Origin of the sequence: Halorubrum sp. SP9 (assembly GCF_005435015.1) — an archaeon.
GTDB classification, from domain to species: Archaea; Halobacteriota; Halobacteria; order Halobacteriales; family Haloferacaceae; genus Halorubrum; species Halorubrum sodomense.
On the sequence record NZ_SGXU01000006.1, the window covers coordinates 91,822 to 115,880 of the forward strand.

24 protein-coding genes are annotated in these 24,059 nt (G+C 69.4%); 4 read left to right on the forward strand and 20 right to left on the reverse strand.

Going from position 1 to position 24,059, the window contains the following annotated elements; all coding sequences use genetic code 11:
• The first annotated feature begins 64 nt into the window (after nucleotides 1-64).
• Both EXE45_RS05515 and EXE45_RS05520 read left to right on the forward strand, forming a co-directional pair.
• A complete protein-coding gene (locus EXE45_RS05515) occupies nucleotides 65-949 on the forward strand; it encodes a metallophosphoesterase (RefSeq protein WP_137693754.1) in 885 nt (294 codons plus the stop codon).
• Nucleotides 950-1,021: 72 nt separating this feature from the next.
• Entirely contained in the window at nucleotides 1,022-1,375 is a 354-nt protein-coding gene (locus EXE45_RS05520; RefSeq protein ID WP_092921466.1) for a MarR family transcriptional regulator, read from the forward strand.
• A gap of 150 nt (nucleotides 1,376-1,525) precedes the next feature.
• Here EXE45_RS05520 and EXE45_RS05525 read toward each other — a convergent pair whose 3' ends face one another.
• From EXE45_RS05525 to EXE45_RS05585, 13 genes are all read right to left on the reverse strand, one after another.
• Complete coding sequence (locus EXE45_RS05525; protein ID WP_092921464.1) at nucleotides 1,526-3,304, reverse strand: Na(+)/H(+) antiporter subunit D; 1,779 nt, start codon at nucleotides 3,302-3,304, stop codon at nucleotides 1,526-1,528.
• Nucleotides 3,304-5,040 carry a cation:proton antiporter gene (locus EXE45_RS05530; protein WP_137693755.1) on the reverse strand — a complete coding sequence of 579 codons (1,737 nt, stop codon included), beginning with the start codon at nucleotides 5,038-5,040 and terminating at the stop codon, nucleotides 3,304-3,306. The genes EXE45_RS05525 and EXE45_RS05530 overlap by 1 nt, the downstream gene beginning before the upstream one ends.
• Nucleotides 5,037-6,518 carry a monovalent cation/H+ antiporter subunit D family protein gene (locus EXE45_RS05535; RefSeq protein WP_137693756.1) on the reverse strand — a complete coding sequence of 494 codons (1,482 nt, stop codon included), beginning with the start codon at nucleotides 6,516-6,518 and terminating at the stop codon, nucleotides 5,037-5,039. The genes EXE45_RS05530 and EXE45_RS05535 overlap by 4 nt, the downstream gene beginning before the upstream one ends.
• The gene (locus EXE45_RS05540) at nucleotides 6,511-6,870 is read right to left on the reverse strand and encodes a cation:proton antiporter subunit C (RefSeq protein WP_092921457.1); all 360 of its coding nucleotides are present in this window, start codon (nucleotides 6,868-6,870) and stop codon (nucleotides 6,511-6,513) included. The genes EXE45_RS05535 and EXE45_RS05540 overlap by 8 nt, the downstream gene beginning before the upstream one ends.
• Complete coding sequence (locus tag EXE45_RS05545; RefSeq protein ID WP_092921455.1) at nucleotides 6,867-7,415, reverse strand: Na(+)/H(+) antiporter subunit B; 549 nt, start codon at nucleotides 7,413-7,415, stop codon at nucleotides 6,867-6,869. Before EXE45_RS05545 ends, EXE45_RS05540 begins: the two co-directional genes overlap by 4 nt.
• The gene (locus EXE45_RS05550) at nucleotides 7,412-7,951 is read right to left on the reverse strand and encodes a DUF4040 domain-containing protein (RefSeq protein ID WP_092921453.1); all 540 of its coding nucleotides are present in this window, start codon (nucleotides 7,949-7,951) and stop codon (nucleotides 7,412-7,414) included. Before EXE45_RS05550 ends, EXE45_RS05545 begins: the two co-directional genes overlap by 4 nt.
• Complete coding sequence (mnhG, locus tag EXE45_RS05555; RefSeq protein WP_092921451.1) at nucleotides 7,951-8,265, reverse strand: monovalent cation/H(+) antiporter subunit G; 315 nt, start codon at nucleotides 8,263-8,265, stop codon at nucleotides 7,951-7,953. The genes EXE45_RS05550 and mnhG overlap by 1 nt, the downstream gene beginning before the upstream one ends.
• Nucleotides 8,262-8,537: a cation:proton antiporter gene (locus tag EXE45_RS05560; RefSeq protein WP_092921449.1), complete on the reverse strand. Its 276-nt coding sequence runs from the start codon at nucleotides 8,535-8,537 to the stop codon at nucleotides 8,262-8,264. Before EXE45_RS05560 ends, mnhG begins: the two co-directional genes overlap by 4 nt.
• Nucleotides 8,530-9,603: a monovalent cation/H+ antiporter subunit E gene (locus EXE45_RS05565; RefSeq protein ID WP_137693757.1), complete on the reverse strand. Its 1,074-nt coding sequence runs from the start codon at nucleotides 9,601-9,603 to the stop codon at nucleotides 8,530-8,532. Before EXE45_RS05565 ends, EXE45_RS05560 begins: the two co-directional genes overlap by 8 nt.
• A gap of 108 nt (nucleotides 9,604-9,711) precedes the next feature.
• Entirely contained in the window at nucleotides 9,712-10,866 is a 1,155-nt protein-coding gene (coaBC, locus tag EXE45_RS05570) for a bifunctional phosphopantothenoylcysteine decarboxylase/phosphopantothenate--cysteine ligase CoaBC (RefSeq protein ID WP_137693758.1), read from the reverse strand.
• Between the two features lie 470 nt (nucleotides 10,867-11,336).
• Complete coding sequence (locus EXE45_RS05575; protein WP_137693759.1) at nucleotides 11,337-12,494, reverse strand: DUF63 family protein; 1,158 nt, start codon at nucleotides 12,492-12,494, stop codon at nucleotides 11,337-11,339.
• Between the two features lie 95 nt (nucleotides 12,495-12,589).
• Nucleotides 12,590-13,039 (reverse strand): Lrp/AsnC family transcriptional regulator, encoded by a 450-nt coding sequence (locus EXE45_RS05580; RefSeq protein WP_092921440.1) that lies wholly within the window; start codon nucleotides 13,037-13,039, stop codon nucleotides 12,590-12,592.
• Nucleotides 13,040-13,094: 55 nt separating this feature from the next.
• On the reverse strand, nucleotides 13,095-13,880 hold the full coding sequence (locus EXE45_RS05585) for a phosphopantothenate/pantothenate synthetase (RefSeq protein WP_137693760.1): 786 nt from the start codon (nucleotides 13,878-13,880) through the stop codon (nucleotides 13,095-13,097).
• A 112-nt stretch (nucleotides 13,881-13,992) separates the two neighbouring features.
• On the opposite strand from EXE45_RS05585, the gene EXE45_RS05590 reads away from it, so the two are divergent.
• Nucleotides 13,993-14,229 (forward strand): hypothetical protein, encoded by a 237-nt coding sequence (locus tag EXE45_RS05590; protein ID WP_092921436.1) that lies wholly within the window; start codon nucleotides 13,993-13,995, stop codon nucleotides 14,227-14,229.
• A 40-nt stretch (nucleotides 14,230-14,269) separates the two neighbouring features.
• Here the strand turns inward: EXE45_RS05590 and EXE45_RS05595 are convergent, their stop codons facing one another.
• Entirely contained in the window at nucleotides 14,270-15,970 is a 1,701-nt protein-coding gene (locus EXE45_RS05595; RefSeq protein WP_092921434.1) for a methylmalonyl-CoA mutase, read from the reverse strand.
• 125 nt (nucleotides 15,971-16,095) lie between these two features.
• Between EXE45_RS05595 and EXE45_RS05600 the strand changes: the two genes are divergently transcribed.
• Nucleotides 16,096-16,449 (forward strand): hypothetical protein, encoded by a 354-nt coding sequence (locus EXE45_RS05600; RefSeq protein ID WP_092921432.1) that lies wholly within the window; start codon nucleotides 16,096-16,098, stop codon nucleotides 16,447-16,449.
• 45 nt (nucleotides 16,450-16,494) lie between these two features.
• Here EXE45_RS05600 and EXE45_RS05605 read toward each other — a convergent pair whose 3' ends face one another.
• The 6 genes from EXE45_RS05605 to trkA form a co-directional block, all read right to left on the reverse strand.
• Nucleotides 16,495-18,189 carry a potassium transporter TrkG gene (locus tag EXE45_RS05605; protein ID WP_137693761.1) on the reverse strand — a complete coding sequence of 565 codons (1,695 nt, stop codon included), beginning with the start codon at nucleotides 18,187-18,189 and terminating at the stop codon, nucleotides 16,495-16,497.
• A 1-nt stretch (nucleotide 18,190) separates the two neighbouring features.
• A complete protein-coding gene (locus EXE45_RS05610) occupies nucleotides 18,191-18,874 on the reverse strand; it encodes a TrkA family potassium uptake protein (RefSeq protein WP_092921428.1) in 684 nt (227 codons plus the stop codon).
• A gap of 93 nt (nucleotides 18,875-18,967) precedes the next feature.
• Complete coding sequence (locus EXE45_RS05615; RefSeq protein WP_137693762.1) at nucleotides 18,968-19,408, reverse strand: universal stress protein; 441 nt, start codon at nucleotides 19,406-19,408, stop codon at nucleotides 18,968-18,970.
• Between the two features lie 116 nt (nucleotides 19,409-19,524).
• Nucleotides 19,525-21,093, reverse strand: coding sequence for a TrkH family potassium uptake protein (locus EXE45_RS05620; protein WP_092921424.1), 1,569 nt, complete (start codon nucleotides 21,091-21,093; stop codon nucleotides 19,525-19,527).
• A 99-nt stretch (nucleotides 21,094-21,192) separates the two neighbouring features.
• On the reverse strand, nucleotides 21,193-22,695 hold the full coding sequence (locus EXE45_RS05625) for a TrkH family potassium uptake protein (RefSeq protein WP_137693763.1): 1,503 nt from the start codon (nucleotides 22,693-22,695) through the stop codon (nucleotides 21,193-21,195).
• 7 nt (nucleotides 22,696-22,702) lie between these two features.
• Nucleotides 22,703-24,040: a Trk system potassium transporter TrkA gene (gene trkA / locus EXE45_RS05630; protein WP_137693764.1), complete on the reverse strand. Its 1,338-nt coding sequence runs from the start codon at nucleotides 24,038-24,040 to the stop codon at nucleotides 22,703-22,705.
• Nucleotides 24,041-24,059 lie beyond the last annotated feature (19 nt).

A 24,059-nucleotide genomic window follows, 5' to 3' on the forward strand; every position in this document is an offset into this window, starting at 1 on the left:
CCGCCGTGCGCCGCGGTACCGTGCCTCCCGGGACGTTTTGACTCCGGACGCGAACGCCGAGACGATGCGGCTCCTCGTCTGCGGCGACCTCCACCTGAAGCCCGCGGCCGGCGACTACGACCTCGACGCGGTGTCGCCGCCCGAGGACGTCGACGCCGCCCTGGTCGTCGGCGACCTCACGCACCGCGCGGGCGACGACGACGCCGACCTGGCGCGTCGGTTCGTCGAGCGGCTCGCCCCGGACGTTCCGGTCGTCTACGTGCCGGGGAACCACGACCCCGCCCCGATGCCGGAGGGGGTGGTCGACCCCGTCGACGGCGCCACCGCGGAACACCTGAGCGCCCGGACGCTCGGGGACCTCGCCGTCGTCGGCTGGGGCTGCGAGCGCCGGTCGCTCACCCCGCCGCTTCCGCAGACCGAGTTCGACGCGCTCGACCCCCGGTCGGTCCCCCGCGAGGACCGCCGCTACGAAGCCGACCGGATCGCCGAGGACCTGCTCGACGCGTGTCACCGCGTCGTCAGCGGGTCCGCGTCCGTCCGGGAGGCCGCGGCGTCGCTGGGGATCGCGGACGACGAGGCGGCCGCGTTCCACCGGGGCGTCGAGGCGATCGAGGCGACGTACGAGCGGCTGTCGGAGCGCCTGCGCGGTCGCTCCGACGCGCTGCTCGCGACCCACCAACCGCCGTTCGGCGCGTCGTTCGACCGCCACCACGCGGTCGGTGAGCGCGAGACGGACCGGGAGCACCTCCACACCGGGTCGATCGCGCTCGCCCTCGCGGTTCGGGACCACGACGTGTTCGCCGCGTTCAGCGGCCACTCACACGAGTTCGGATACGACGCCGGCGAGGCGGCAGACGGTCGACCGCACCTGCTCAACCTCGGCTTCCGCGGCGTCGGGGTCGTGACGGTCGATCCGGCTCGCGGAGAGTTCGCGTTCACTCGCCGGTAAGACGACGGCCGCGCGGCGCGAGACGTGCGACCGGAAAGCCAGTTTTAAGCGATTCGGGAGGCGTGAGAGAGTATGAGCGTGTCCGAAATCGAGTCCGACCTGTCGGCGGACGAGCGGGCCGGCCTCGAACTCATCCGCGAGACCGGCGGCATCCACCAGAGCGACTTCTGGAAGGAACTCGACGTCTCGTCGCGGAAGGGGAGCCGCATCGCCGAGGCGTTGGAGGAGTCGGGACTCATCCAGCGTGTGGACACCGTCTACGACGGCCACAACACCTACTACCTAGAGCCCGCGCCGCGCGACCTGGACTTCTCGCTGCTCATGGCCGACGACATGCTCTCGCCGTTCATCGGCGAGGAGGAGGTCGACCCGCAGGCCGACGCCTTCTCGCAGTGGATGATGAACCTCGCGTACGAGGAGTACTGACGTCGAGACACACGTTTTCGACAGGTCCGTACCGCGTTCCGACTCCCGTTCTCACTTTCCTCCGGCCGCACCGTCGCCGGGATATCGACGCCGAACACCGAGCCGAACGACCGGTCGGTGAGACGCCCGGAGCGGGCGGCCCGGAACCGCTCAGAGCAGGAAGACCGCGAACAGCGCGACGCCGACCGCCACCGTCAAGACCAGCACGCTGCGCCCGATGCCGGACTTGATGTCGACGTCGCCGCCGACTCGCCGGACCGCCGCCTGCGGTTCGGTGACGGTCCGGATCGTCAGCCGGGCGAAGCCGACCGCGGCGCGGTCGACGGCGGCGTAGAGCTCCGTGACGCCGACGACGAGCCCGCGGGACCCGTAGAACACCGCGGGGTTGTACAGGGAGTCGACGTCGGGGACGCGCCCGAGCTTCGAGAGCGGCTTCTTCGTGAGCGCGAAGCCGATCAGCCCGAGGACGCCGAGCAGCGCGCCTTCGATGACGTGGGGGACGGTGTAGGTCACGTAGACGTGGTCGACCACGGCGCCGTCGGTCACGTCGAAGGGCAACAGCGCGAACAGCGCGCCGTCGAAGATCCCGTAGGCCACACAGAGGACGGCGACGGTCACCATCGCGGCGGCCTGGCCGCGGTTGGCGTCCTCGACCTCGCCGTCGTACTCGCCGTGGAAGAACGCGTAGTAGCCGAACTTGATGAACGACATGAACGTCCCGACTCCGCCGAGCAGGAGCAGCCACTCCAGCGTGCCGAACCCCCCGAGCGGGAGCGGCCCCTTGCCGAACGTGTAGTGGCTTCCGGAGATGATTATCCCCTTGCTGACGAAGCCGTTGAACCCGGGGAACCCGGCGATCGAGAGCGCGGCGACGACGAACGCCCCCGCGGTGAGCGGCATCTCGCGGGCGAGGCCGCCGAGCTTCTTCAGGTTCTCCTCGCCGGTCCGGTAGACGACGACGCCGGCCGTCATGAAGAGGAGCCCCTTGTAGAGGATGTGGTTGAAGACGTGGGCGAACGCGCCGGCCTGAGACAGCGCCGACCCGATGCCGACGCCGGCGATCATGTAGCCGACCTGCGACTGGATGTGGTACGAGAGGAGCCGGCGCATGTCGTTCTGGAACAGCGCGAAGGTCGCCCCGAAGACGGCCATCCCGCCGCCCATGTACGCGATTGCGACGTGGCCGTCGGGGAACGCCCGGTACATCCCGTAGACGCCGGTCTTCGTGGTGAACACGCAGAGGAAGACGCTGGCGGCGATGTGGGGGCGCGGGTAGGTGTCGGGGAGCCACGCGTGGAGGCCGATGAACCCGACGTTGACGCCGATTCCGACCGCGGCGAGCGCGGCCGGCAGCCCGGCGACCATCCCCGCGGTCTCGGGGCCGCCGGGAACGGTCGCGAACAGGAAGGTCCCCTTCGCGACGTAGTTACCGAGGACGGCGGCCATCAGCAGCGTGCCGCCGAGCCCGTGGAACAGCGCGTAGCGGAAGCCGGCCCGGACCGCCTCGCCCCGGTAGTGCCAGACGAGCAGCGTACTGGTGACGGCCATCAGCTCCCAGAAGAACAGCAGCGTGAGCCAGTCACCCGCGAACACCGCGCCGTAGCTCGTCGCCACGTACGAGAACGCGAACGCGGTCTGAACGCTCTCGGCCTCGCTCGCGTACGAGTACAGGACGGCGACGGCGCCGATAATCCCGAATATCAGCCCCATCAGCCGCGAGAACTCGTCGACGTTGAGCAGGACGGCGTCGAAGCCGAGGAACGTGGCCTGGAGATGTGCGCCGGCCGGGACGGTCCACGCCCAGGCGACCGCCGCCCCGGAGGCGGCGACGCCGAGCGCGTGGCCGACCCGCCGGGACAGCAGCGCGATCAGCACGGCCACCGCCAGCAGCACCGGTCCCGGCGGAAGGGCGGTCAGGGCGTTCGTCATCAGACCACCACCCCCGGGAGCGAGCCGACGACGGTCTCGACGATCCTGAGGAAGACGGCGGTCCGCGGGACGACCCCGAGCAGGACCGACAGGCTCGCGGCCGTCAAGATCGGCCCGAGCATGAACCACGTGCTCTCGGCGCCGCGCCACCCGCGGACATCCCAGCCGCTCGCCGGCGGCCCGCCGTGGTGACCGCGGTGACCGTCGTCGCGGCTCTCGACGTCGTGACCGTCCTCGTGGGTTTCAGCGCCGTGCGCGTCGTCGTGGGTTTCAGCGCCGTGCGCGTCGTCGTGGGTCTCGGCGGCGGAGGCGTCGCCGTACGCCTCGGTCTCGCCGCCGCCGTCGGCGCGAGGCCCGCTGCGGCCCCCCAGCGGCGCGGACAGGAGGGGCTTCTCGTCGTGCCCCTCGGGCGACTCGAAGTACGCCTGGTAGACGACCGGCCAGAAGTACGCGATGTTGAGGACGCCGGAGATCAACAGCGCGGCGGCGAAGACGAGGCCACCGCCCTGCAGCGCGCCGATGACGATGTACCACTTACTGACGAACCCGGCGACCAGAGGGATCCCGGCCATCCCCGCGGCGGCGACGGCGAACGCCGCCATCGTCAGCGGCATCCGGTCGCCGATGCCCGCCATGTCGCTGATGTCGTCCGTGTGCGTCTCGACGTGGATCGCGCCCGCGCAGAAGAACAGGGTGAGCTTCATGAACGCGTGCGCCGGGATGTGGAGCAGCCCGCCGATCAGCGCGTCGCCCTCCAACAGCGCGAGCCCGAGGACGATGTACGACAGCTGGCTGATCGTCGAGTACGCCAGCCGCCGCTTGAGGTTGTCCTGTCTGAGCGCGATGACGCTCGCGGTCAGGAGCGTGATCGCCGCGACCGCCGCGAGCGGCAGCGCCACGCCCAGCTCCGCCATCGTCTCCGTCCCGAACACGTCGAGGACGACGCGGGCGATGCCGAAGATACCGCTCTTGACGACCGCGACCGCGTGGAGCAGTCCCGAGACCGGCGTCGGCGCGACCATCGCGTCGGGGAGCCACGAGTGGACGGGCATCAGCGCCGCCTTGACGCCGAACCCGCCCGCTAAGAGGGCGAACGCCGCCCGCGCCAGCGTCGGGTCCGCGGTCGCGAGCGCCTCGATGCCGCCCGGCGTGAACGCCGTAGTGCCCGTCAGCACGTAGACGAGCGCCGTCCCGCCGAGGACGGCGACGCCGCCGCCGAAGGTGTACGTGAGGTACTTCCGGCCGGCCGCGCGGGCCTCGTCCGTCTCGTCGTGCGTGACGAGCGGGTACGTCGACACCGTCAGCAGCTCGTAGAAGACGAACAGGGTGACGAGGTTCGCCCCGAACGCGACGCCGACGGCACACGCGAGGCTGGCGGCGAAGGAGGCGAAGTAGCGGGTCTGCGCGTGTTCGCTCAGCCCGCGCATGTACCCGATGGAGTAGAAGCTCGTCACGATCCACAGGAGGCTCGCGAGCAGCGCGAACAGGATCCCGAGCGGGTCCGCGCGGAGCGCGAGCGAGATCCCGTTCCCGAACTCGCCGATCCGCGTGACGTAGGTGGTGCCCGCGAGGACCCCCGGCACCATGCTCGCCACGAGGCCGAACTTCGTCGCGGCGACGGCGAGGGTGACCCCCTCTCGGACGTTCGGCCGCGACCGCAGCGAGAGGATGATCGGGATGGCCACGGCCGACACGAGCACGGCGAACAACGGTCGAAGGGAGGCGACGTCGGTCATTGGCGTATCAACTCGAACACGGTCTGGTCGATCAGCTGGTCGATCACTGGCACTGCGGCCGTGAGCGCGACGGCGAGGACGGCGGCGACGACGACGGTCACGATCATCCCGGTCGAGACGCTCTCGCCGCCGTCGGTCGCGGCGGTCGACCCCGACGTGATCGTCGGCTCGGCGAAGTAGAGTCGCTCGCCGAGCCGAGCGAAGTACGCCAGCGTCAACAGCGTGCTCGCCAGGAGGACGACGACCACCGGCCAGACGCCGGCGTCGACGGCGCCGAGGACGATGTACCACTTCCCGACGAACCCGATGGCGGGCGGGACCCCGACCATCGCGAGCGCCAACAGCGTGAAGACGCCGGCGGCGACCGGAACGCGACCGCCCATGCCGGCGTAGCCGCCGACCGTCGTCGCGCCGGTCCTGCGCTCGATGATCCCGGTGACGGCGAAGAGGCCGCCCTTCATCACCGCGTGGCCGACGAGGTGGACGGTCGCGCCGACGACGGCCAGCGGCGTCGCGATGGCGAAGCCGGCGATGACGAGTCCGAACTGCGACACCGACGAGTACGCCAGCATCCGACGCACGTCGGACTGCGCGACCGCGAGGCCGCTCCCGGCGACGATGCTGACGCAGGCGACGCCCACCAGCGCCCAACGCGCGGTGGGGACGGCCTCGAGGAAGTCGACCGTGAACACCGAGAACAGCACGCGAGCGAGCGCGTACGCCGACACGGTCGAGACGAGCGCCGAGATGAACGCGCTCACGCTGTCGGGCGAGTCGGCGTACGCGTCGGGCTGCCAGGTGTGGAGCGGGAACAGCGCGACCTTCACCGTCAGGCCGGCGACTATCAGCCCGAACGCGGTCAAAACGAGCGTCGAGTCGTAGCCGACCTCGGCGAGTTCGACGCTGAGGTCGGCCATGTTCAGCGTGCCGGTGGCGGCGAGCGCGTAGCCGACGCCGAGCAGGTACAGCGACGCGCCGATGGTCCCGATGACGAGGTACTTCAGGGCCGCGACGGCCGACCGCGCCCCCGGGCCGCTCGCGACGAGCCCGTACGCCGCGAGCCCCGTGATCTCGAGGAAGACGTACAGGTTGAACACGTCTCCCGTCACCGTCATCCCGGACAGGCCGGCGACGAGCAGGAGGAACTGCGAGTAGAACGTGTTCGCGTGCGGGCCGGCGTGTCTGGCGTACGCGAGCACGCCGAGCGAGACGGCGCTGACGAGGGCGACGAGCAGGATCGTCAGCCCGTCGGCGACGAGTTCGATCCCGTACGGAGCGGCGAAGCCGCCGACCGCGTACCGCACGGTGCCGTCGGTCCAGACGGTCCACGCGAGCGCGGCGGCGAACGCGGCGTGACCGAGCGTCGTCGCCGTCGCGACCGCCCACCCGACGCGGTCGTAACGCAGGCTGGCCAGCGGCGGGACCGCGGCGCCGAGGATCGGCAGGACGACCAACAGGACGATGAGGTGTTCAATCATGGTAGAGTTGCTCCAAGGTGTCTTCGTCGAGCGTGCCGTACTCCGAGTAGACGCGCACGACGAGCGCGAGCGCCACCGCCGTCAGGCTCACCCCGACGACGATGGCGGTCAGGATGAGCACGTGCGGGAGCGGGCTGACGTACGGGCCGGCGCCCTCGGTGATGACCGGGGGATTCCCGCCGTTGCGGAACGCGAGCGTGATGAAAAACAGGAATATCCCGGTCTGGAACACGTTCATTCCGATGACCTTCTTCACGAGGTTCGGCGACTCGATGACGGTGTACAGGCCGATTCCGAGCAGCAGGGCGACCGCGTAGTAGTTGTAGTGAGTCGTGAGCAGGTCGAGCGTCATGACGGGTCCTCCTCGATGGCGTGGTCGAAGCCGGCCGCGAGCAGGAAGAAGAGCCCGATCGCGACGGCGGCGACGATGGCGCCGATGCTGAGTTCGACGAGTTCGATCGCGTACTTGATCGCGTGCCCGAACAGCGCCTCGTACTCCGCGTACTGGAGGAACTGTCCGCCGAGCGCGATCGCGCCGAGACCGATCCCGACGAAGACGTACACGCCGCCGGAGGCCAGCGCCGCGATCACGCGGCCGTCGAGCCACTGCCGGGTCGAGTCGATACCGTAGGCGAACGCGAGCATCATCACGACCGAACCGGCGATGACGCCGCCCTGGAACCCGCCGCCAGGGGTATCCGCGCCGTGGAACATGATGAACAGCGCGAACGTGAGGATGAACGGGGAGACGAGCCGGACGGTCGTCATGATGATCGTGGACTCGACGTACAGGCCGGGCGCCGCCTCGTCGCCGTCCGCGTCGGGGGAGTCGGCGGCGTCCGGGCCTGCGGCGCCGTCCGCGTCGCCGGCGTTCCGGCCAGCGTCGTCGGTACTCATGCCACCACCTCGCGGCGGAGGACGGACAGCGTGACGACCACCGCGGAGAAGACGACCACGCCCTCGCCGAGCGTGTCGAAGCCTCGGTAGGCCGCCAACACAGCCGTCACGGCGTTTCTGACCTCCGTCTCGGCGTACGCGTTCGCCAGGTAGTACTGGCTCACCTCGCCGGCGACGACCGGCGAGTTCGGGTCGCCGATGGCCGGCAGCGCGGGGACCGTGGCGCCGATCAGCAGGACGAACCCGCCGACCAGCGCCACCGTCCGCCAGCGGATCGGCTCGAACAGCCGGTCCGCGTCCGGCGAGACGGTGTTCGACAGCGCCAAGAGGAACAGCACGGTCATGATGCCGGCGCCGACCGCCGCCTCGGTGAGGCCGACGTCCGGGGCCTGAAGCACGAGCCAGAGCACCGAGACGCCTAGGCTGTACGCCGCGAAGGCCATCACCGCCGCCAGCGTGTCCTCAAGCAGGGCCGCACCGAGGGCGCAGCCGAGGACGAACGTCAGCAGCGCGGCCTCGACGAGCGTGATCGGCATCAGTCGTCCCCCTCGTCGGCGGTCCACGGTTCGATTCCCTGGTCCTGTGCGGCGCGGGCGACGGCGTGTGCCGCCGTCGGGTTCGTGATGAACATGAACAACAGGAGGAACACCGACTTTGCCGTCGAGAGTCCGGACTGGAGCGCGAGCGCGGCCGCGGCGACCGTGAGGATGGCCCCCAGCGTGTCGCTCTTCGAGGCCGCGTGCGACCGGGTGTAGACGTCCGGGAGCCGGACGAGGCCGACCGCCGCGACGCCGCCGAAGAAGGCGCCCGCGAGCGCGAGGGCGACGATACCCCACTCGGCCGGCGTCACAGCACACCCCCGCGTTCGACGTTGAACTTCGAGAACGCTATCGACAGCAGGAAGTTCAACAGGGCGTACACGAGCGCCACGTCGAGGAACGTCGACTCCTGGTACGCCGCCGCGACGAGCGTGATGGCGATGACGGTGTTCGTCCCGGCGACGTTCACCGCGATGACGCGGTCATGGTTCGTCGGCCCGGCGTACACCCGGTACAGCGCGACGACCGCGAAGAGCACGAAGGCCGCAGCGATGGCCAGAAGCGCCGTCTCGAACTCAACCATCCCGGCCCTCCCCGGCGTCGTCGCGCTCGCGCGGCGTCGGTATCCGCGCCGACGCGCGACCGTAGAAGACGAACCGGACCGCGCGCTCTAACCCGCCGTCGAAGAGGTCCTCGCGGGAGTCGGCGGTCAGCGAGTGAATGTCGAACGAGCGCTCGGAGACGTTGACGGTCAGGGTCCCGGGCGTGAGCGTGATGCTGTTCGCGAGCGTCGTCACCGCCCCGTCGCCCCACACCGCTGCCCGGAACTGAACGACCTCCGGGTCGATCGGCATGTCGGGGTGGAGGACGACGTACGCCACCTGGAGGTTCGCGACCGCGATCTCCTTGACGAGGTACGGGGCGTACACCGCCAGGCGGGCGAGCCGCCGGAGTGTCAGCCCCAGCGGCGCCGACCGGTTCGCGACGACCGGCGCGAGGACGACGGACACGATCGAAGCCGTCACGAAGCCGGTCAGGAAGTCGAGCGGCTTCCACGCGCTCAGCGACATGTAAAACAGGTACGAGACGACGAACACGGAGAGGTACTTCGACAGCGACGCCGCGCGCGCGAGCACCGCGCCCTGGGCCGGCCGGTCGTCCGGAGCCGTCTCGACCGGCACGTCGCCGCGGGCCAGCTCCACCGACATCGACCGCAGCATCGACGCGGTGCCGGCGGGGTTGTACTCCGGGTCGACGACGATCCGGTCGATCCCCGTCTCGGCCGCGTACTCGAGGAGCGCGTCGGCGTAGTCGCCCGGACTGAACAGGTACCGGTCGGTGCCGACGACGTCGGTGACGACGGTGAACCGGTCCGGCGGGCCGTCGGCCGCGTCGGTCGCGCCGTCGGCGGAGTCCGCGTCCTCCTCGATCCAGAGGGCGACGCGCTCTAACTGTTCGCGCGCTGAGCCGAGCTCCTCGGGCGCGTCCGGGTCGACCGACTGCGTCTCCGCCGCGACGACGAAGTGGAACTCGACCGGTCGGTTCGGTGCCGCCGCACTCGCCCGCTCGACGGCGTACGAGACCGTGTCTCGGAGCGTGTCCGAGTCGCCGACGGGAACGAGTATGCGGTGGGCGTCTGTGTCTGACATGTGTGAACCATCTCTCGCGTCTTCGCGCGAAAACGACGAGACTATCCACCGAGTTCAAGCGATGGGACGCCCAAAACTATTTCGCTATACCTCGGTCGAGGCCCCGAATTACCCGAGTACGTCGGCGAGTTCGTCGGCCACGCGCCCGCCGAGGCCGTCCTTGTCGCCGACGTACTCGTCGGGGTCGGTCCGGCCGACGAGGAGCGCGCGCGTCTCGTCGCCGCCCATCACGCTCGCGTCGTTGGCGACGACGAAGGAGAGGCCGACGCGGTCGCGGATCCGCTCGGCCTCGGACACCATCGCCGCGTCGTCGCCCGAGGTCTCGGCCTTGAACCCGACGATGGGGAGGTCGGGGTACGCCTCGCGGACCGAGTCGATGAGCTTCGGCGTCGGCCGGAGATCGACCGACAGCGGTGACCCGGATCGGATCTTCTGGTCGACTGCGTCCGCGGTGAAATCCGAGATGGCGGCCGCCGAGATCAGCGCGTCGGCGGTCGCGGCCGTCCGCCGGCAGGCGTCGATCATCTCGTCGGCCGTCTCGACGGCGACCGCGTCGGCGTACGGGACGTCGGGCCCGTCGTGGACGAGCGTCACCCGCGCGCCGCGGACGTAGAGCGCCCGAGCGACCGCCCGGCCGGTCTTCCCCGACGCGCGGTTCGTCAGGATACGGATCGGGTCGATCCGCTCCTTCGTCGCGCCCGCGGTGACGACGACGTGCGTCCCGGCGAGGCTTTGCGGGGTCGTCGCTCGCGCGACCTCCGTCACGATATCGTCCTCGGCCGCTATCTTCGCCTTCCCCTCCTCGATCCGGGGATCCGCGAAGCGGACGCCCCACGACTCCAGGCGGTCGAGCGCGTCGAGGACGCCCGGGTGGTCGTACATCGGCTCGTGCATCGCGGGCGCCATCACGACCGGCAGGTCCGCGCCCAGCGCCGTCGTCGCGCAGGTCGTCACGGGCGTGTCGTCGACCGCGGCCGCGACCTTCCCGGCGGTGTTCGCGGTCGCCGGAGCCAAGAGGAGCACGTCGGCCCACCCCTCGCGGCCGCAGAGCTCGACGTGTTCCACGCTCCCGGTGATCTCGGTGACCGTCGGCTCGTCGGTCGCGAAGTCGACCGCCCACGGGTGGACGATGTTCGTCGCCGCCGGGGACATGACGGCGCGGACGCTCGCGCCGTACCGGCGCAGTTCGTGGGCAAGTTCGACGACCTTCACCGCCGCGATGCTCCCCGAGACGCCGAGCGCGACGTTGACCCCGTCCAGCATTACCGAGTCCGTTCCGCCCGCGACGGCTTATAAGGTGTCGTTGCGGAGCGGAAGCGATCTATCGGGTTCACGAGAGGTGGTATAAATAGTCGGTGCGGTGGCGCGTGCCTGCGAGCGGCCGGAGCGAAGCGGAGGCCGCGAGTCGGACGCGCGAACTCGTCGGGCTACGCCCGACTGACGAGGCTGGGGAGGCGTGAGGCGCTGTGCGGAGCGGGGCGGGACGGGACTCAAAGGGGCAGCCGGGCGGCGGGCGCAGGCGACGTAAGGACCGCAGGGCGGGAGCGAGCGAAGCGAGCGACCGACCGAGGACCGCAGCGAGCGTACGCCCGCCGCCCGGCTGGGGCTTTGGCGGTGTTCGCCGCCGTTTCACGGACACCTACTTATCGGCGAGCGACCGGGGCTTTGGCGGTGTTCGCGACGCCACCAACGGAGATACTCCGTAGATAACCGACTGAAAGCAGCCCCGCTATTCAAACCCCGAACGTCGCGCGCAGCATGTCGCGCGTGCCCGGACCCAACCCGACAGCCAGCACCGTGATCAGCAGTAACAGCGTGTACCGCGGCGACTCCTCGTACATCTCGCCGTTGAACACCCAGACGACGAACGTCGCGGCCGCGAGCTTCACCAGCAGGAACGGCCACGCGTCGCCGGTGACGGAGACGATCGACTCCGGCAGCAGCCGCCCGGTCCAGTCGACGATCAGCGCGTTGACGACGTGTTTCGGGACGAGGTTCGGGGTGCCGGTCAGCGCGGGCATCCAGTTGAGCCCGATCACGTTCGCCACGCCGTCGATCGCGTGGCCCCAGATGATCACGATCCCCGCGGCGCCGGTGCCCTGCCGGATCGTCGAGATCCGTCGGGTCGCGATCGCCCACGTGCCCGCGGTCGCGACCGTCGCGATGACGAGCGTCAACAGCAGCACCTGCGGGTAGAAGGTGACGTAGCCGGTCGTGGCCGCGAGAGAGGACAGATACCCGACCGCGAGCGCGAGCCCCGCGGTTCCCGACGCGAACAGCGGGCGCGCGTAGTCGTCGACGACGCCGCGGCGTTCGAGCCCGTACGACGCGAGGACGCACGCGAGCGTGAACGCGAACACCGTGAAGTAGATGAACGGGCTGATCAGCACCGCGCTCGCGGGGAACGGGATCAGCGGTTCGGCGCCGGCGGCGGTCGCGGCGACGCCCGCGTCCTCGACCGTCCGCATCGCCCCGCCGAACAGCATGAACGGGAACAGCGCGTAGAAGAAGCGGAGCTCCGTCGCGATGTCGAGTCGGCGGAGGAGGAAGACGACGCCGATCAGCATCGCCAGCAGGATCACCACGTAGCTCACCGTCGAGAAGGTGGTGTAGCCCGGGGTGGCGACGACCTCGCCGGCGCTCCGCGCCGACTGACACGCCGCGTCGGTGCCGAGCAGCTCCGTGGTGCCGCCGGCCTCGCGGACCGCGCACTGCGCCCCTTCGCCGTCCGCGACCACCGGCCCCCAGAAGTAGCGCCAGAGGAAGCGGTCGTAGACGGTCCGCGGGAAGACGACCGATCCGACCGCCAGCACCGCGGCGACACCGCCGACGACCGCCGCCCACGCCCGTTCCGGCGACGGATCGAACCCGTCCGCCACACCCGTGCTCATGGTCGTCTTTCGGGGAGGTCCCGAGTTGAGCGTTCCGGTCCCGAGCGAGCGCGGCGCCGCTCGCCGCCCGGCGCGGCGACGGGGTTCCCGTCTCGCTACAGCGGCGGCCCCGGCTGCTCGTAGTCGGTGCCTAAGATCACCATCGTCTGCGAGCGCGAGAACCCCGCGGTCTCCGCGATCCGCTCGAACATCAGTTCGCGGAGCCGGTCGGTGTCGGCCGCGACGACCCGGAGGATGACGTCCCACTCGCCGGTGGTGAGGTGGATCTCGCGGACGCCGTCGATGCCGCGGAGGCGTTCGAGCGCGTCCTCCTCGCGCCCCTGCTCGACGCGCAGGCCGACGAACGCGCCGACGCCGTACCCGACCGCCTTCGGGTCGATGTCGGCGTGGTACCCCCGGATGACGCCCGCCTCTTCGAGGCGGCTCACGCGGTCGTGGACGGTCGCGCTGGACATGTCGATCCGACGCGCGACCTCCGAGAACGGGGTCCGCGCGTCCTCCTGGAGGATCCGCAGGATCGCCCGGTCCGTCTCGTCGAGTTCCATGTGCGTCGATACGGGCGGCGGAGGCTTTTGCCTTCCGGCGGGGGCCGCGACGGGGCTACGCCGGACCCGCGCCGCCGTCGCTCGGTGCCTCGTCCGCGAACGACCCCCCGCGGATCGCCGTCTCGGCCGCGTCGAGCGCTGCGTCGGCGTCGAACTCAGCGGCGATCCGCTCCAGTTCCGCCGGCGACGCGTCCGCGAGGTCCAGCGCGTGCGCCGTCACGTTCGGCACCGCGCGCAGGAGGTTGTCGACGATCGGCACGTCCGCCGTCCGCGGCGAGCGGCTCCCGGGGTTCAGGTCGATCACGATCTCCGTCTTTCCCATCGCGTCGAGCGCGGCGGCGCGGTCGCCGTCCTCCAAGGGCACCACGACGACGTCGGCCGCCTCGATCCCGTCGGCGTCGACGACGCCGCGAGCGTGCTCGAGGCCCGGGATCTCGCCGTCGCCGGCGAGCCCCTTCACGTCGTCGGCGCCGTGCTCGCGGAGGTGGTCTGCGATCCGGCGGACGCGCTCGTCGGTGTGGTTGAACAGGTTCACCTCGAGGTCGGCGCCGACCGCCTCGGCCAGCTCGACCGTCTCGCCAGGCGCGAGCGCCGCGACGTTCCCGTTCACCGAGATCACGGGGCGGTCGGCGAGCAGGAGGGTCGCGGCCGCGGCGCGCGCGGCGTCGTCGGCGCTCGGGAGCGTGCGTTCGCCGAGGAGGTAGTCGAACGCCTCGCCGCGCCCCTCCGCGATCAGTCCCTGTTTCGAGGTGATCCCCTTCTCGACGCCCGCCTCGATCCGGTGGCGCGTCACGAGCGACGCGTGCCGCGGGTGGTCCTCGGGGACCTCCGTCTCCGTCATATCCGAGCGAGGCGACGGGTCGATTAAAATGGACCGTTCGCGGTCGGCGCGTGCGGTCCGCACGCAGGTGCGCACAACTGTTAACACGGACCATATCGTAGCTCAACGCGGGATGGACCGCACTGGCAAGTACACGGTCGTCGACGCGTGTAACGACCACGGGGCGATCACGCTCCGTGAACACCCGCGCAACGAGACGCTGTACGTCGTCGAGTACGACGACCCGGACGTGGAGGCCGAGCTGTCGTCGCTCGACGCCGGCTCGGTCGTCGAGCTCGACCTCCGGCGAGCGGGCCGTCGGGGCAGCGCATGGTGCGCGGAGTCCGCTCGGTCTGTCGACCCGGCGTAACGCCCGGTCGGTCCGTTTTTTCCCCCTCGTTTTCGCTCGGTCAGGCGACCCCGATCCGCTCGCGGTAGCTCCCGTGTTCCGCCTCGAACACGCTCATGATCTCGCCCATCGTCGCGTACGTCTTCACCGCCGTGACGATCGCGGGCATCACGTTCTCGCCGGCGTCGACGGCGGCTTTGAGGTCGTCGAGCGCGGCGTCGACCGCGTCGCCGTCGCGGTCGTCCTTCACCGACTCCAGCCGATCGAGCTGTCGCTCGCGGGTGGTCTCGTCGACCTTCAGCAGGTCCGGGCGGGTGTCCTCGTCGATCTCGTAGGCGTTGACGCCGACGACCGTCTCCTCGCCCTCGTCGACGCGCTCCTGGTACTCGTAGGCGGACTCCTGGATCTCGCGGTGGAAGTACCCCTGTTCGATGCCGCGTAAGACGCCGTCGCGCACGGAGCCGTCGCCCATCTCTCTGATCTCCTCGATGTATTCCATCGCCTCGGCCTCGGTCTCGTCGGTGAGCGACTCGACGGCGAAGGAGCCGCCGAGCGGGTCGACGATGTCGGCCGCGCCCGACTCCTCCGCGATGATCTGCTGGGTCCGGAGCGCGACGCGGACCGCCTGCTCGGAGGGGAGCGCGAGCGCCTCGTCGAAGGAGTTGGTGTGGAGGCTCTGGGTGCCGCCCAGCACGCCCGCGAGCGCCTGAATCGTGACGCGCGCGACGTTGTTGAGCGGCTGCTGGGCCGTCAGCGACTGCCCGGCGGTCTGGGTGTGGAACTTCAGCCGCTTCGACGCCTCGGCCTCGGCGTCGTACCACTCGTCCATCACGTTCGCGTAGATCCGGCGCGCGGCGCGGAACTTCGCGACCTCCTCGAACAGCGAGTTGTGCGAGTTGAAGAAGAAGGAGAGTTGGGGGGCGAACTCGTCGACGTCGAGCCCGCGGTCGAGACACGCCTCGACGTAGGCGAACCCGTCCGCGAGGGTGAACGCGAGCTCCTGGACCGCGGTCGACCCCGCCTCGCGGATGTGGTACCCCGACACCGAGATGGGCTTGAACTTGGGCGTCTCCGCGACCGCGAACTCGATCGTGTCCGTCACCAACTCGAGGGAGGGCTCCGGCGGGATCACCCACTCCTTCTGCGCGATGAACTCCTTGAGCATGTCGTTCTGGAGGGTCCCCCGAAGCTCCTCGCGCGGGACTCCCCGCTGGTCCGCGAGCGCGACGTACATCGCGTAGATCACCGGGGCGCTCGGGTTGATCGTGAAGGAGGTCGACACCTCCGCGAGGTCGATGCCGTCGAACAGCACCTCCATGTCGCGTAAGGTGTCGACCGCGACGCCCTCCTTGCCCACCTCGCCGAGCGACATCTCGTCGTCGGAGTCGATCCCCATCAGCGAGGGCATGTCGAAGGCGGTCGAGAGCCCGGTCTGCCCCTCGTCGATCAGGTAGCGGAACCGCTCGTTGGTCTCCTCGGCGGTGCCGAACCCCGCGAACTGCCGCATCGTCCACGTGCGGCCGCGGTACATCGTCGGGTAGACCCCGCGGGTGTACGGTTCCTCGCCCGGGAACCCCAGGTCCTCGTCGTAGTCGAGGTCGGCGACGTCGTCGGGCGTGTACAGGCGGTCGACCTCGCGGTTCGACACCGTCGCGAACCGCTCTTTCCGCTCCCCGTGGCGGTCGAGGGTGGGGTCGAGCGTCTCCGCCTCCCACGACTCCTTCGCCTCGCGGATCTCGGAGAGCTCCTCGTCGTCGTACATATCGCCCGTTACCGGCCGGTCGCGTATAAATATTCATTATATTCTGGAAGGGCGCGGCGGGCCGACTTCATCGGGTTCCGACGCCCCGCGGATCGATTATATGGGTCTGGGATCAATCTCCGCCCATGACCGAATCCTCGGAACGCCCAACGCCGCCGGAAGGGCTCTCCCCGGAACTGGTGGACGCGTTGACCGATCGTTCGCCAGAAGAGCTCCGCAAAGCGATCGTTCACGCGCAGGAGCTACTCCACTATCACGGAGAGGCGGAACTGCCGGTCGAGGCGGAGGACAACGAGGACATCCTCCGCGTCACCGAACACGAGGGGCACACGGAAGTGGTAAAGCAGTTCCGCTGTGCGGACGGCTGCGACGACTGCCCGCACGGTCCGTACCTCTATCACGTCACCGAGGAGCCGCAGCCCGACGGGAGCCACGAGGTTCACTGGTCGTTCATGGGGCGGATGCGAGAAGCGGAGTGACCGGGGCGAGAGGGCACCGGGGACCCGTCGACTCACCGGGACCAGCTACGGGTTCAGTCCCCAAATCCCGGCCCGAAGGAACACCAGCACCGGGATGATCTCCAACCGCCCGATCCACATGTTGAAGAGGAACATTCCCTCCGCCAGCGGCGGCATCGAGGGGCCGGTTATCCCCGTCGAAAGGCCGACGTTCCCCTGCGCGCTGGCGACCTCGAACAGCGCGTCGGCGTAGGTGAACTCGGGGCCGGCGACGTTGACGAGGACGAGACTCCCGACAGCGAGGGCGAGAAGCCACAGGAGCGTGACGATGGCGGCCTCGCCGAACTCCCGCTCCATCGTCTCCCGGTCAAGCGTTCGGTCGCCGATGCGCGCGGTGACGACCGCATTCTTCGGGAGGAACACGCGAGAGAACTGCCAGACGATCCCGCGTGCGACCGTGTACCCGCGGACGATTTTGATACCGCCGACGGTGGACCCGGCGGCGCCGCCGAGCACCATCGCGCCGACGACGAGCACCTTCGCGCCGGCGACCCACCGGCCGATCGGCGCCGACTGAAACCCGGTACAGCTCAGAGCGCTGACCCACTGGAACGTCGAATCCCGGATCGCGTCGGTCTGGGCCGCGTCCAGGGAGAGCGCGGAGACCGGGAGGAACGACCCCGTCGAGAACGCGCCGGCGGTCGCCGGCACGGAAAGGACGTTCTGGATCGAGAGAACCGCGATGCCGGCCCCGAACAGGAGCAACAGCCACCGCGTCTGGAGGTCGTCGACCAGTTCGCGAACCCGCCGATCCCGCAACACGACGTAGTGGACTGGAAACGCGATCGCCCCGAGGACCATGATCGGCAGCAGGGCGGCCTCGACGAGCGCGGAGTTGTACGTCGCGATCGAGTTGTCCGTGACGGAGAATCCGCCCGTAGTGAGCCCGGTCATCGCGTGGTTGAGCGCCTGCCACGCGGTCTCACCGACCGAGAGTGACTCGGCGTACGCGCTCTCGCTCGCCCGGACCGCGGCGAACAGGGTCGCGAAGGCCAACAGCGTGTAGCCGACGACCAGCTTCCAGACGGTCCGGACCGTCGAGACGACGCTCGGGTGGATCTTCTCCTCGCGGGCCTCGCTCTGGTAGAGCGCGTAACTCCCGCTGCCCGGCCGTGAGAGGATGGAGACGGTGAGGACGATAACGCCGACGCCGCCGACCCACTGGATGAACGACCGCCACCACTGCACCGCCCGCGGCAGCGACGGCTCGTGTATCGCCATCGTCAGACCGCTCCCGGTCCACCCGCTCATGCTCTCGAAGAAGGCGTGGAGCGGGTCGCGGAAGTAGGCGAGGCTCGAAACGGTCGTGGTCCCCCCGACCGCGACCGGCTCCCACGAGGCCGCGTCCGCCGCGGCGGGAACGAACGAGTCCATGACGGCCGGCGGCGTCAGCCACGCCGCGAGGAACAACGGGAGCGCCCCGAAGGCCGCGACGGTGAGCCATCCACCGGCGGCGATGACCATGCCGTGTTTCATCCTCGGATTCGGCGCGTCGGCGAACCGCCGGTTCGCGAAGCCGCCGATCGCGGCCGTCACGCCGCCGGCGATCAGGAACCCGAGCGCGGCGTGAAACTCCCCGAAACCGAGCGCGACGGCCACGGAGAAACTCATCAACCCGGCTTCCATGAGGAGCAGCGAGCCGATGTCCCGCGCGATGATCCCCAGATCGGCCGAGAGGAGCCCGTCGGATCGGTCGGTCATCTCACTCGCCGTCCCCGGTGTGGCCGAACACGTCGGTCAGTTCGGGGGTCACGCCCTCACCCGAGTACACCGTGAGCAGGTCGTCCGCCTCGATACGGGTGCCCCCGCGCGGCGTTATCGGCTTCCCCTCGCCGTCCCGCTCGATCGCGACGATCAGCGTCTGTCCCCCGATGAGGTCCGCCTCGTCCGCCTCCCGAAGCGTCTTGCCGGCGATCGGCGCGTCCGGACCGACGCTGATCTCGAACACCTCGGCCTCCTCGCCGATGTGCATGAAGTCGACGACCGACGGCCGGCTCACGGCTCGATAGAGGTACTCCGCGATCAGGCTCTGCGGGTTCTGCATCGTGTTGACGCCGATCTGCTCGAACACGTTCATGTGCTCTGGGTTGTGGACGACGGAAACGATGTTCGGGACCGAAAGCTCCTGAGCGAGGAGACAGACCATGATGTTCGTCGCGTCCTGATCGGTCGTCGAGATGAGGGCGTCGGCACGGTCGGCACCGGCGTCTTGGAGGGTCTCCTTCGAGGTCGCGTCGTCGTTGATCACGAGGCAGTCGTACTGTCTCGACGCCCGCTCCGCGCGCTCCCCGTCGCGTTCGATGACGACGACCTCGTTGCCGCCGGCGGTCGCGAGGTCGACGAGCGGGGTACCGATGTCGCCGGCGCCCACGACGATCAGATACATATGAAGGGGGCTTCAGGATCGACGACCGAAAGCCTACCGCTTGGCGGAGGCGGCCGGTGATTTCCGGCCGGTGTCCCGTCGAACGGCCGCCGCTCAGTCCTCCCCGTCCACTACCGGGAGCGCGACGACGGGAAGCGGCGCGTTCGTCACCAGCTTCAGCGATACATCGCCGGAGAGGAACTGCATGAGTCGGTTTCCGCCGCGCGAGCGGTAGGCGACCGCGCTCGCGTCGACCGCCTCGGCGGCGTCGAAGATCGCGTCGACAACGTCGTGATCGTACGCGGTGTGTTCGGCGGCGGCGGGGAACACGCGGTGAACGGCGGCGTACGACTCGGCGGCCAGTTCCTCGGACTGCTCGACGGGCGTTTTGTCCGGAACGCCACCGCCCTTCTCGACGACGTGAAGCGCCGTCACTCGTCTCGGAGCGTACGGTTCGAGCGCCCGAGCCGTCGCCAGCGCGTCTTCCTCGTGTGCGACGGGGAGGAGCACGTGTCCGAGCAGGTCCTGACCGTCGGCGTCGTCGGTGTCCGTCATACGACGATCACTATTCCCGTCGGTTAAGAAGATACGCTCTCCACGTTCGGAGAGCCCGCGTCGGTATCGCCCGTGCGACCGGTCGAAAGGCGGTTTCCCGAGGACGACCGGCGCCGTCACCGACTGTCGACCGCCGAGATGAACACCGCGAGCACCGGGACGATCTCCAGCCGACCGACCCACATCAGGAAGACCATCAGCAGCTTCGACGTGTCGGGGAAGAAGAGGTAGCTCCCGAACGGCCCGACCCGACCGAACCCCGGGCCGATGTTCCCGATGGTCGCGAGCGACGCGCTCGTCGATTCCAGCATCGTCAGCTGGACCCCGATCCGCGCGGCGTCGAGCGAGAGGAACACCGCCGAGACGCCGAACAGCACGAAGTACAGAACGGTGAACGCCATGATGCCGCGGATCGCGTCCTCGTCGACGATGTTTCCGCTGAGCCGGATCGGCTGGACCACGTCGGGGTGTGCCGACGTAAAAAGCTCCCGCCGGATCGCCTTGCCGACGACGAGCCAGCGGACGATCTTGACCCCTCCACCGGTCGACCCGGCGGAGCCGCCGATGAACATCGCGAACATGAGCAGAATCTGGGCGTCGGTGTCCCACTGCGCGAAGTCGGCGGTGGCGTACCCGGTGGAGTTCAACAGCGAACTGACTTGGAACGCGGCCTGCCGGAGCGAGTTCTCCGCGACCCCCTGCGTCGCACCGCCGAGTTCGATGGTCGGCGCCGCGCCGCGGAACAGCAGCACCGCGAGGACGGCGGTCACGACCGCGACGGCGCCGGCGTACGCGCGGAACTCGGCGTTCTCGAGCATCACCTCGACCTCGCCGCGCAACACGTGCCAGAACAGCGCGAAGTTGACGCCGGCGACGAGCATGAACGGGATGAAGACCCACTGGACGACCGCCGAGAACGCCGCGATGCTGTCGGCCTTCGGCGAGAACCCGCCGGTCGGCAGGGCAGTGAACCCGTGGGCGATCGCGTTGAAAAGGTTCATCTTCGGCGCCATCCCGACGAGGTGGAGCCCGTACAGGACCGCGATCATCAGCACGGTGAACCCGAAGTAGATCAGCCAGAGCGCGCGCGCCGTCTCCGCGATCTTCGGCGTGAGCTTCTGGAGCTCCGGGCCCGGCGCCTCCGAGTCCATCAGCTGCGCGCCGTTGACCGCGACCTCCGGGAGGATGGCGATCATCAGGACGATGATCCCCATCCCGCCGAGCCACTGGGTGAGCTGGCGCCACATCAGCACGGCGTGGGAGTGCTGGTCCGTGCTGATCTCGCCCAGCACCGTCGCGCCCGTCGTCGTGAACCCGCTCATCGACTCGAAGAGGGCGTTAACGATCGACTCGGTGAACGCACCGAGCGACCCGGTCTGGAGCCCGATCGTCGACGCCGTGCCGTAGCCCGCAAGCAGGTACGGGATGGTACCGATCACCGCCGCCGCGAGCCACGCGAGCGAGACGAACAGCAGCGCCTCGCGGGGGCCGAGGTCCGGGTCGGGATCGACCCGCTCGACCGCGAACCCGAGCGCCGCGACGAGCGCCATCGACACCAGGAACACCCAGATGTCCTCGCCGTACGCGACCGCGACGATCAGCGGAACCAGCAGGGTGACGGCGAGGTACTTGATTCCGACCCCGAGAAGCCCCACGCTCGCCTTCCAGTTGACGCCCCAAGACATAGGTATCCGATCGATATGGGAGTTGCCCGTTCGCTGTATTAAACTGTCGAAGGGACGACTGGGAGAGAAAACGGGACGACGACTGGGAGAGAAAACGGGTCACGAGGTCCAGAATGCCTTCGTGAACAGCACCAGCACGGGGACGATCTCGATCCGGCCGATCCACATCAGGACGATCATCACGGCCCGCGTCGTCATCGGGAACGTCGCGAACGTTCCGTACGGGCCGGCGTCGCCGAACGCGGGACCGATGTTGAGGAACGTCGTCGCCGCGGCGCCGAGCGCCTCGAACTCGTCCACTCGGAGGTCCGCCCGTTCGGCGTCGACGACGATGACGACGGTGAGCAGGAAGAAGATCACGATGCTGAGGAGGAGGTACGCGTAGATGTCGCGGATCGCGCCCTCGTCGACCGGCTTCCCCGAGATCCGAACCGGCCGCACCGCCTCCGGGTGGACGGCGGTGAACAGGTTCCGCTTGAACGACTTCAGCGCGACCAGCCACCGGAGCGACTTGATCGAACAGGTGGTCGACCCGACCATCCCGCCGACGAACATCCCCATGAACAGCACGTGCTTCGCCGCGGGCGCCCACTCCACGTAGTCGGTGCTCGCGTACCCCGTCGTCGTCACGATCGAAGCGACGTTGAAGACGGCGTGGCGTATCGTCCCCTCGACGCCGAAGGTGGCGCCCGGATCGAGGAACAGACCGAGGGCGACGACCGACGCGAGCGTCCCCATCGCGCCGAGGTAGAAGTGGAACTCCTCGTTCTTCAGGAGGCGCATCGGCTCCCCGTTGATCGCGAAGTAGATGAGCACGAAGCTCGTCGAGCCGATCACCATGAACGGGACGACCGCCCACTGGATGAGCGGGTGGAACGCGCCGACGCTCTGCGGCTCCGGCGAGAACCCGGCGGTCGCGACCGAGGTGAACGCGTGCGCGACCGCGTTGTACAGGCCCATCTGCGGGTCGACCGCGAGCCCGAGCAGGAAGTAGACGGCGACCGCGAGCCCGGTGAGCCCGAAGTAGATCCCCCAGATCAGCTGCGCTGTCCGCGAGATCTTCGGCGTGAGCTTGTTGACGTCCTGGGTCTGCGACTCCGACTCCATCAGCTGTGCCCCACCGACCCCGATCTCGGAGAGGACCGCGGTCGCCAGAATCAGGATGCCGAGCCCGCCGAGCCACTGGATGACCTGCCGCCACATCAGCACGGACCGCGAGTGGAGCGAGAAGTCGCGCAACACCGTCGCGCCGGTCGTCGTCAGCCCGCTCATCGACTCGAACATGGCGTTCACCGGATGCGCGACCGTGCCGACGCCCGCGACGGCGAACGGGATCGCACCCACCGCGGCGACGAGGAACCAGATCATCGCCACCGCGAGGAACGCCTCTCGGGGCCCGAGGTCCTCCGCCGGGTCCCGCACCGACCGGAACGCCGCGCCGACCGCGATCGAGACGGCGATCGCCGCGAGGAACGGGACCGGCGATTCGCCGTAGTAGAGGGCGACCAGCAGCGGGAACGCCAGAGGAACGGGAAGCGCGGCGAGGACGTCACCGGTGAGCCCCACGCTCGACCGCCAGCCGACGCGGATCGTGGCGTTCACGGCCCGCTCACGCCATCGAGGTGACGGCACTCACGGCGTCGGACTCCACGAAGAGGATGACGTGGTCGCCCGCTCGGAGCACGGTGTCTCCCCGCGGCGTGACGAGTTCGCGGCCGCGCGTGATCGCGCCGACGACGAACCGCACGTCGGTGTCGGCGACGATCTCCGAGATGGGCCGGCCGACGAGCCCGCACCCCTCGGTGAGTTCGAGTTCGAGGACCTCCGCCTGGTCGTTCTCCAGCACCGCGATGTTCTCCGCGACGCTCTCGTAGGTGAACCGCGTGATCTCCTCCGCCGTCACGGTGCGGGGGTTGATCGCGATGTCGATCCCGATCTCCTCGAAGACGGTGACGTAGTCCGGGCTGTCCACGACGGCGATCACCCGGTCGACGCCGAGGCGCTTGGCGAGCACGGAGATGAGGAGGTTCTTCTCGTCGGAGCGGAGCGCGGTGACGACGATGTCGGCCTCGTCGACGTGCTCGCGGGAGAGGAACTCCGTGTCGGTGGCGTCGTGCTCCATCACGACGGTGTTCGGGAGGTTCTCCGCGAGCCACCGCGCGCGGTCGGCGTCGCGCTCGATGAGCCGCGGCTCGAAGTCGCGCTCCTCGAGCAGCCGAGCGGTCTGGTAGCCGATCTCGCTGCCGCCGACGACGACGATCTCGTCGGCGTGGTCGGGAGTCGTCGCGGGCGCGACGTCGGTCGCGAACGACTGGACGCTCTCGGGGCTGCCGATCACTACCGCGCGGTCGCCGACGGCGATGTCGGTGTCCCCGCGCGGGATAATCATCTCGCCGTCGCGGAACAGACCGACGAACGTGAGCGACTCGAACCGGTCGGCCTCGGAGACGGTCTGTCCCGCGACGGGACTCCCCTCCCCGATCTCGAACTCCGCCATCTGGACGAGCCCGCCCGCGAACGGGTCGACGTCGATCGCCGCCGGAAGCCCGATGACGCGGACGATGTTCTCCGCGGTCAACAGGTCCGTACACACCATGAAGTCGACGCCGAACGCCCCCTCGTTCCCCTGCCACGTGCGGAGGAAGTCGGTGCTCTTCACGCGGGCGATCGTGAACCCGTCACCGAGGGTCTTCGCGGTGCCGCAGGCGACGAGGTTCGTCTGGTCGTCGTCGGTACACGCGATGACCATGTCCGCGCGGTCGATATCGGCGGCCGACTGGATCTCCGAGGACGTGCCGTCGCCGGCGATAGTGAGCACGTCGAGTTCGTACTTGAGCTGTTCCGCCCTGGCCGGATCGACGTCGACGACGACGACCTCGTGGTCCGACGCGAGACTCGCGGCGATGCTCGTCCCGACCTCGCCGGCCCCGATGACGACCACGTACATGGACCGATCGACCACGCGA

What these genes read in the sequence shown, in the direction of transcription:
- EXE45_RS05515 (WP_137693754.1), top strand. Translation starts at nt 65, where the DNA reads ATGCGGCTCCTCGTCTGCGGCGACCTCCACCTGAAGCCCGCGGCCGGC.
- EXE45_RS05520 (WP_092921466.1), top strand. Translation starts at nt 1,022, where the DNA reads ATGAGCGTGTCCGAAATCGAGTCCGACCTGTCGGCGGACGAGCGGGCC.
- EXE45_RS05525 (WP_092921464.1), bottom strand. Translation starts at nt 3,304, where the DNA reads ATGACGAACGCCCTGACCGCCCTTCCGCCGGGACCGGTGCTGCTGGCG.
- EXE45_RS05530 (WP_137693755.1), bottom strand. Translation starts at nt 5,040, where the DNA reads ATGACCGACGTCGCCTCCCTTCGACCGTTGTTCGCCGTGCTCGTGTCG.
- EXE45_RS05535 (WP_137693756.1), bottom strand. Translation starts at nt 6,518, where the DNA reads ATGATTGAACACCTCATCGTCCTGTTGGTCGTCCTGCCGATCCTCGGC.
- EXE45_RS05540 (WP_092921457.1), bottom strand. Translation starts at nt 6,870, where the DNA reads ATGACGCTCGACCTGCTCACGACTCACTACAACTACTACGCGGTCGCC.
- EXE45_RS05545 (WP_092921455.1), bottom strand. Translation starts at nt 7,415, where the DNA reads ATGAGTACCGACGACGCTGGCCGGAACGCCGGCGACGCGGACGGCGCC.
- EXE45_RS05550 (WP_092921453.1), bottom strand. Translation starts at nt 7,951, where the DNA reads ATGCCGATCACGCTCGTCGAGGCCGCGCTGCTGACGTTCGTCCTCGGC.
- EXE45_RS05560 (WP_092921449.1), bottom strand. Translation starts at nt 8,537, where the DNA reads ATGGTTGAGTTCGAGACGGCGCTTCTGGCCATCGCTGCGGCCTTCGTG.
- EXE45_RS05565 (WP_137693757.1), bottom strand. Translation starts at nt 9,603, where the DNA reads ATGTCAGACACAGACGCCCACCGCATACTCGTTCCCGTCGGCGACTCG.
- coaBC (WP_137693758.1), bottom strand. Translation starts at nt 10,866, where the DNA reads ATGCTGGACGGGGTCAACGTCGCGCTCGGCGTCTCGGGGAGCATCGCG.
- EXE45_RS05575 (WP_137693759.1), bottom strand. Translation starts at nt 12,494, where the DNA reads ATGAGCACGGGTGTGGCGGACGGGTTCGATCCGTCGCCGGAACGGGCG.
- EXE45_RS05580 (WP_092921440.1), bottom strand. Translation starts at nt 13,039, where the DNA reads ATGGAACTCGACGAGACGGACCGGGCGATCCTGCGGATCCTCCAGGAG.
- EXE45_RS05585 (WP_137693760.1), bottom strand. Translation starts at nt 13,880, where the DNA reads ATGACGGAGACGGAGGTCCCCGAGGACCACCCGCGGCACGCGTCGCTC.
- EXE45_RS05590 (WP_092921436.1), top strand. Translation starts at nt 13,993, where the DNA reads ATGGACCGCACTGGCAAGTACACGGTCGTCGACGCGTGTAACGACCAC.
- EXE45_RS05595 (WP_092921434.1), bottom strand. Translation starts at nt 15,970, where the DNA reads ATGTACGACGACGAGGAGCTCTCCGAGATCCGCGAGGCGAAGGAGTCG.
- EXE45_RS05600 (WP_092921432.1), top strand. Translation starts at nt 16,096, where the DNA reads ATGACCGAATCCTCGGAACGCCCAACGCCGCCGGAAGGGCTCTCCCCG.
- EXE45_RS05605 (WP_137693761.1), bottom strand. Translation starts at nt 18,189, where the DNA reads ATGACCGACCGATCCGACGGGCTCCTCTCGGCCGATCTGGGGATCATC.
- EXE45_RS05610 (WP_092921428.1), bottom strand. Translation starts at nt 18,874, where the DNA reads ATGTATCTGATCGTCGTGGGCGCCGGCGACATCGGTACCCCGCTCGTC.
- EXE45_RS05615 (WP_137693762.1), bottom strand. Translation starts at nt 19,408, where the DNA reads ATGACGGACACCGACGACGCCGACGGTCAGGACCTGCTCGGACACGTG.
- EXE45_RS05620 (WP_092921424.1), bottom strand. Translation starts at nt 21,093, where the DNA reads ATGTCTTGGGGCGTCAACTGGAAGGCGAGCGTGGGGCTTCTCGGGGTC.
- trkA (WP_137693764.1), bottom strand. Translation starts at nt 24,040, where the DNA reads ATGTACGTGGTCGTCATCGGGGCCGGCGAGGTCGGGACGAGCATCGCC.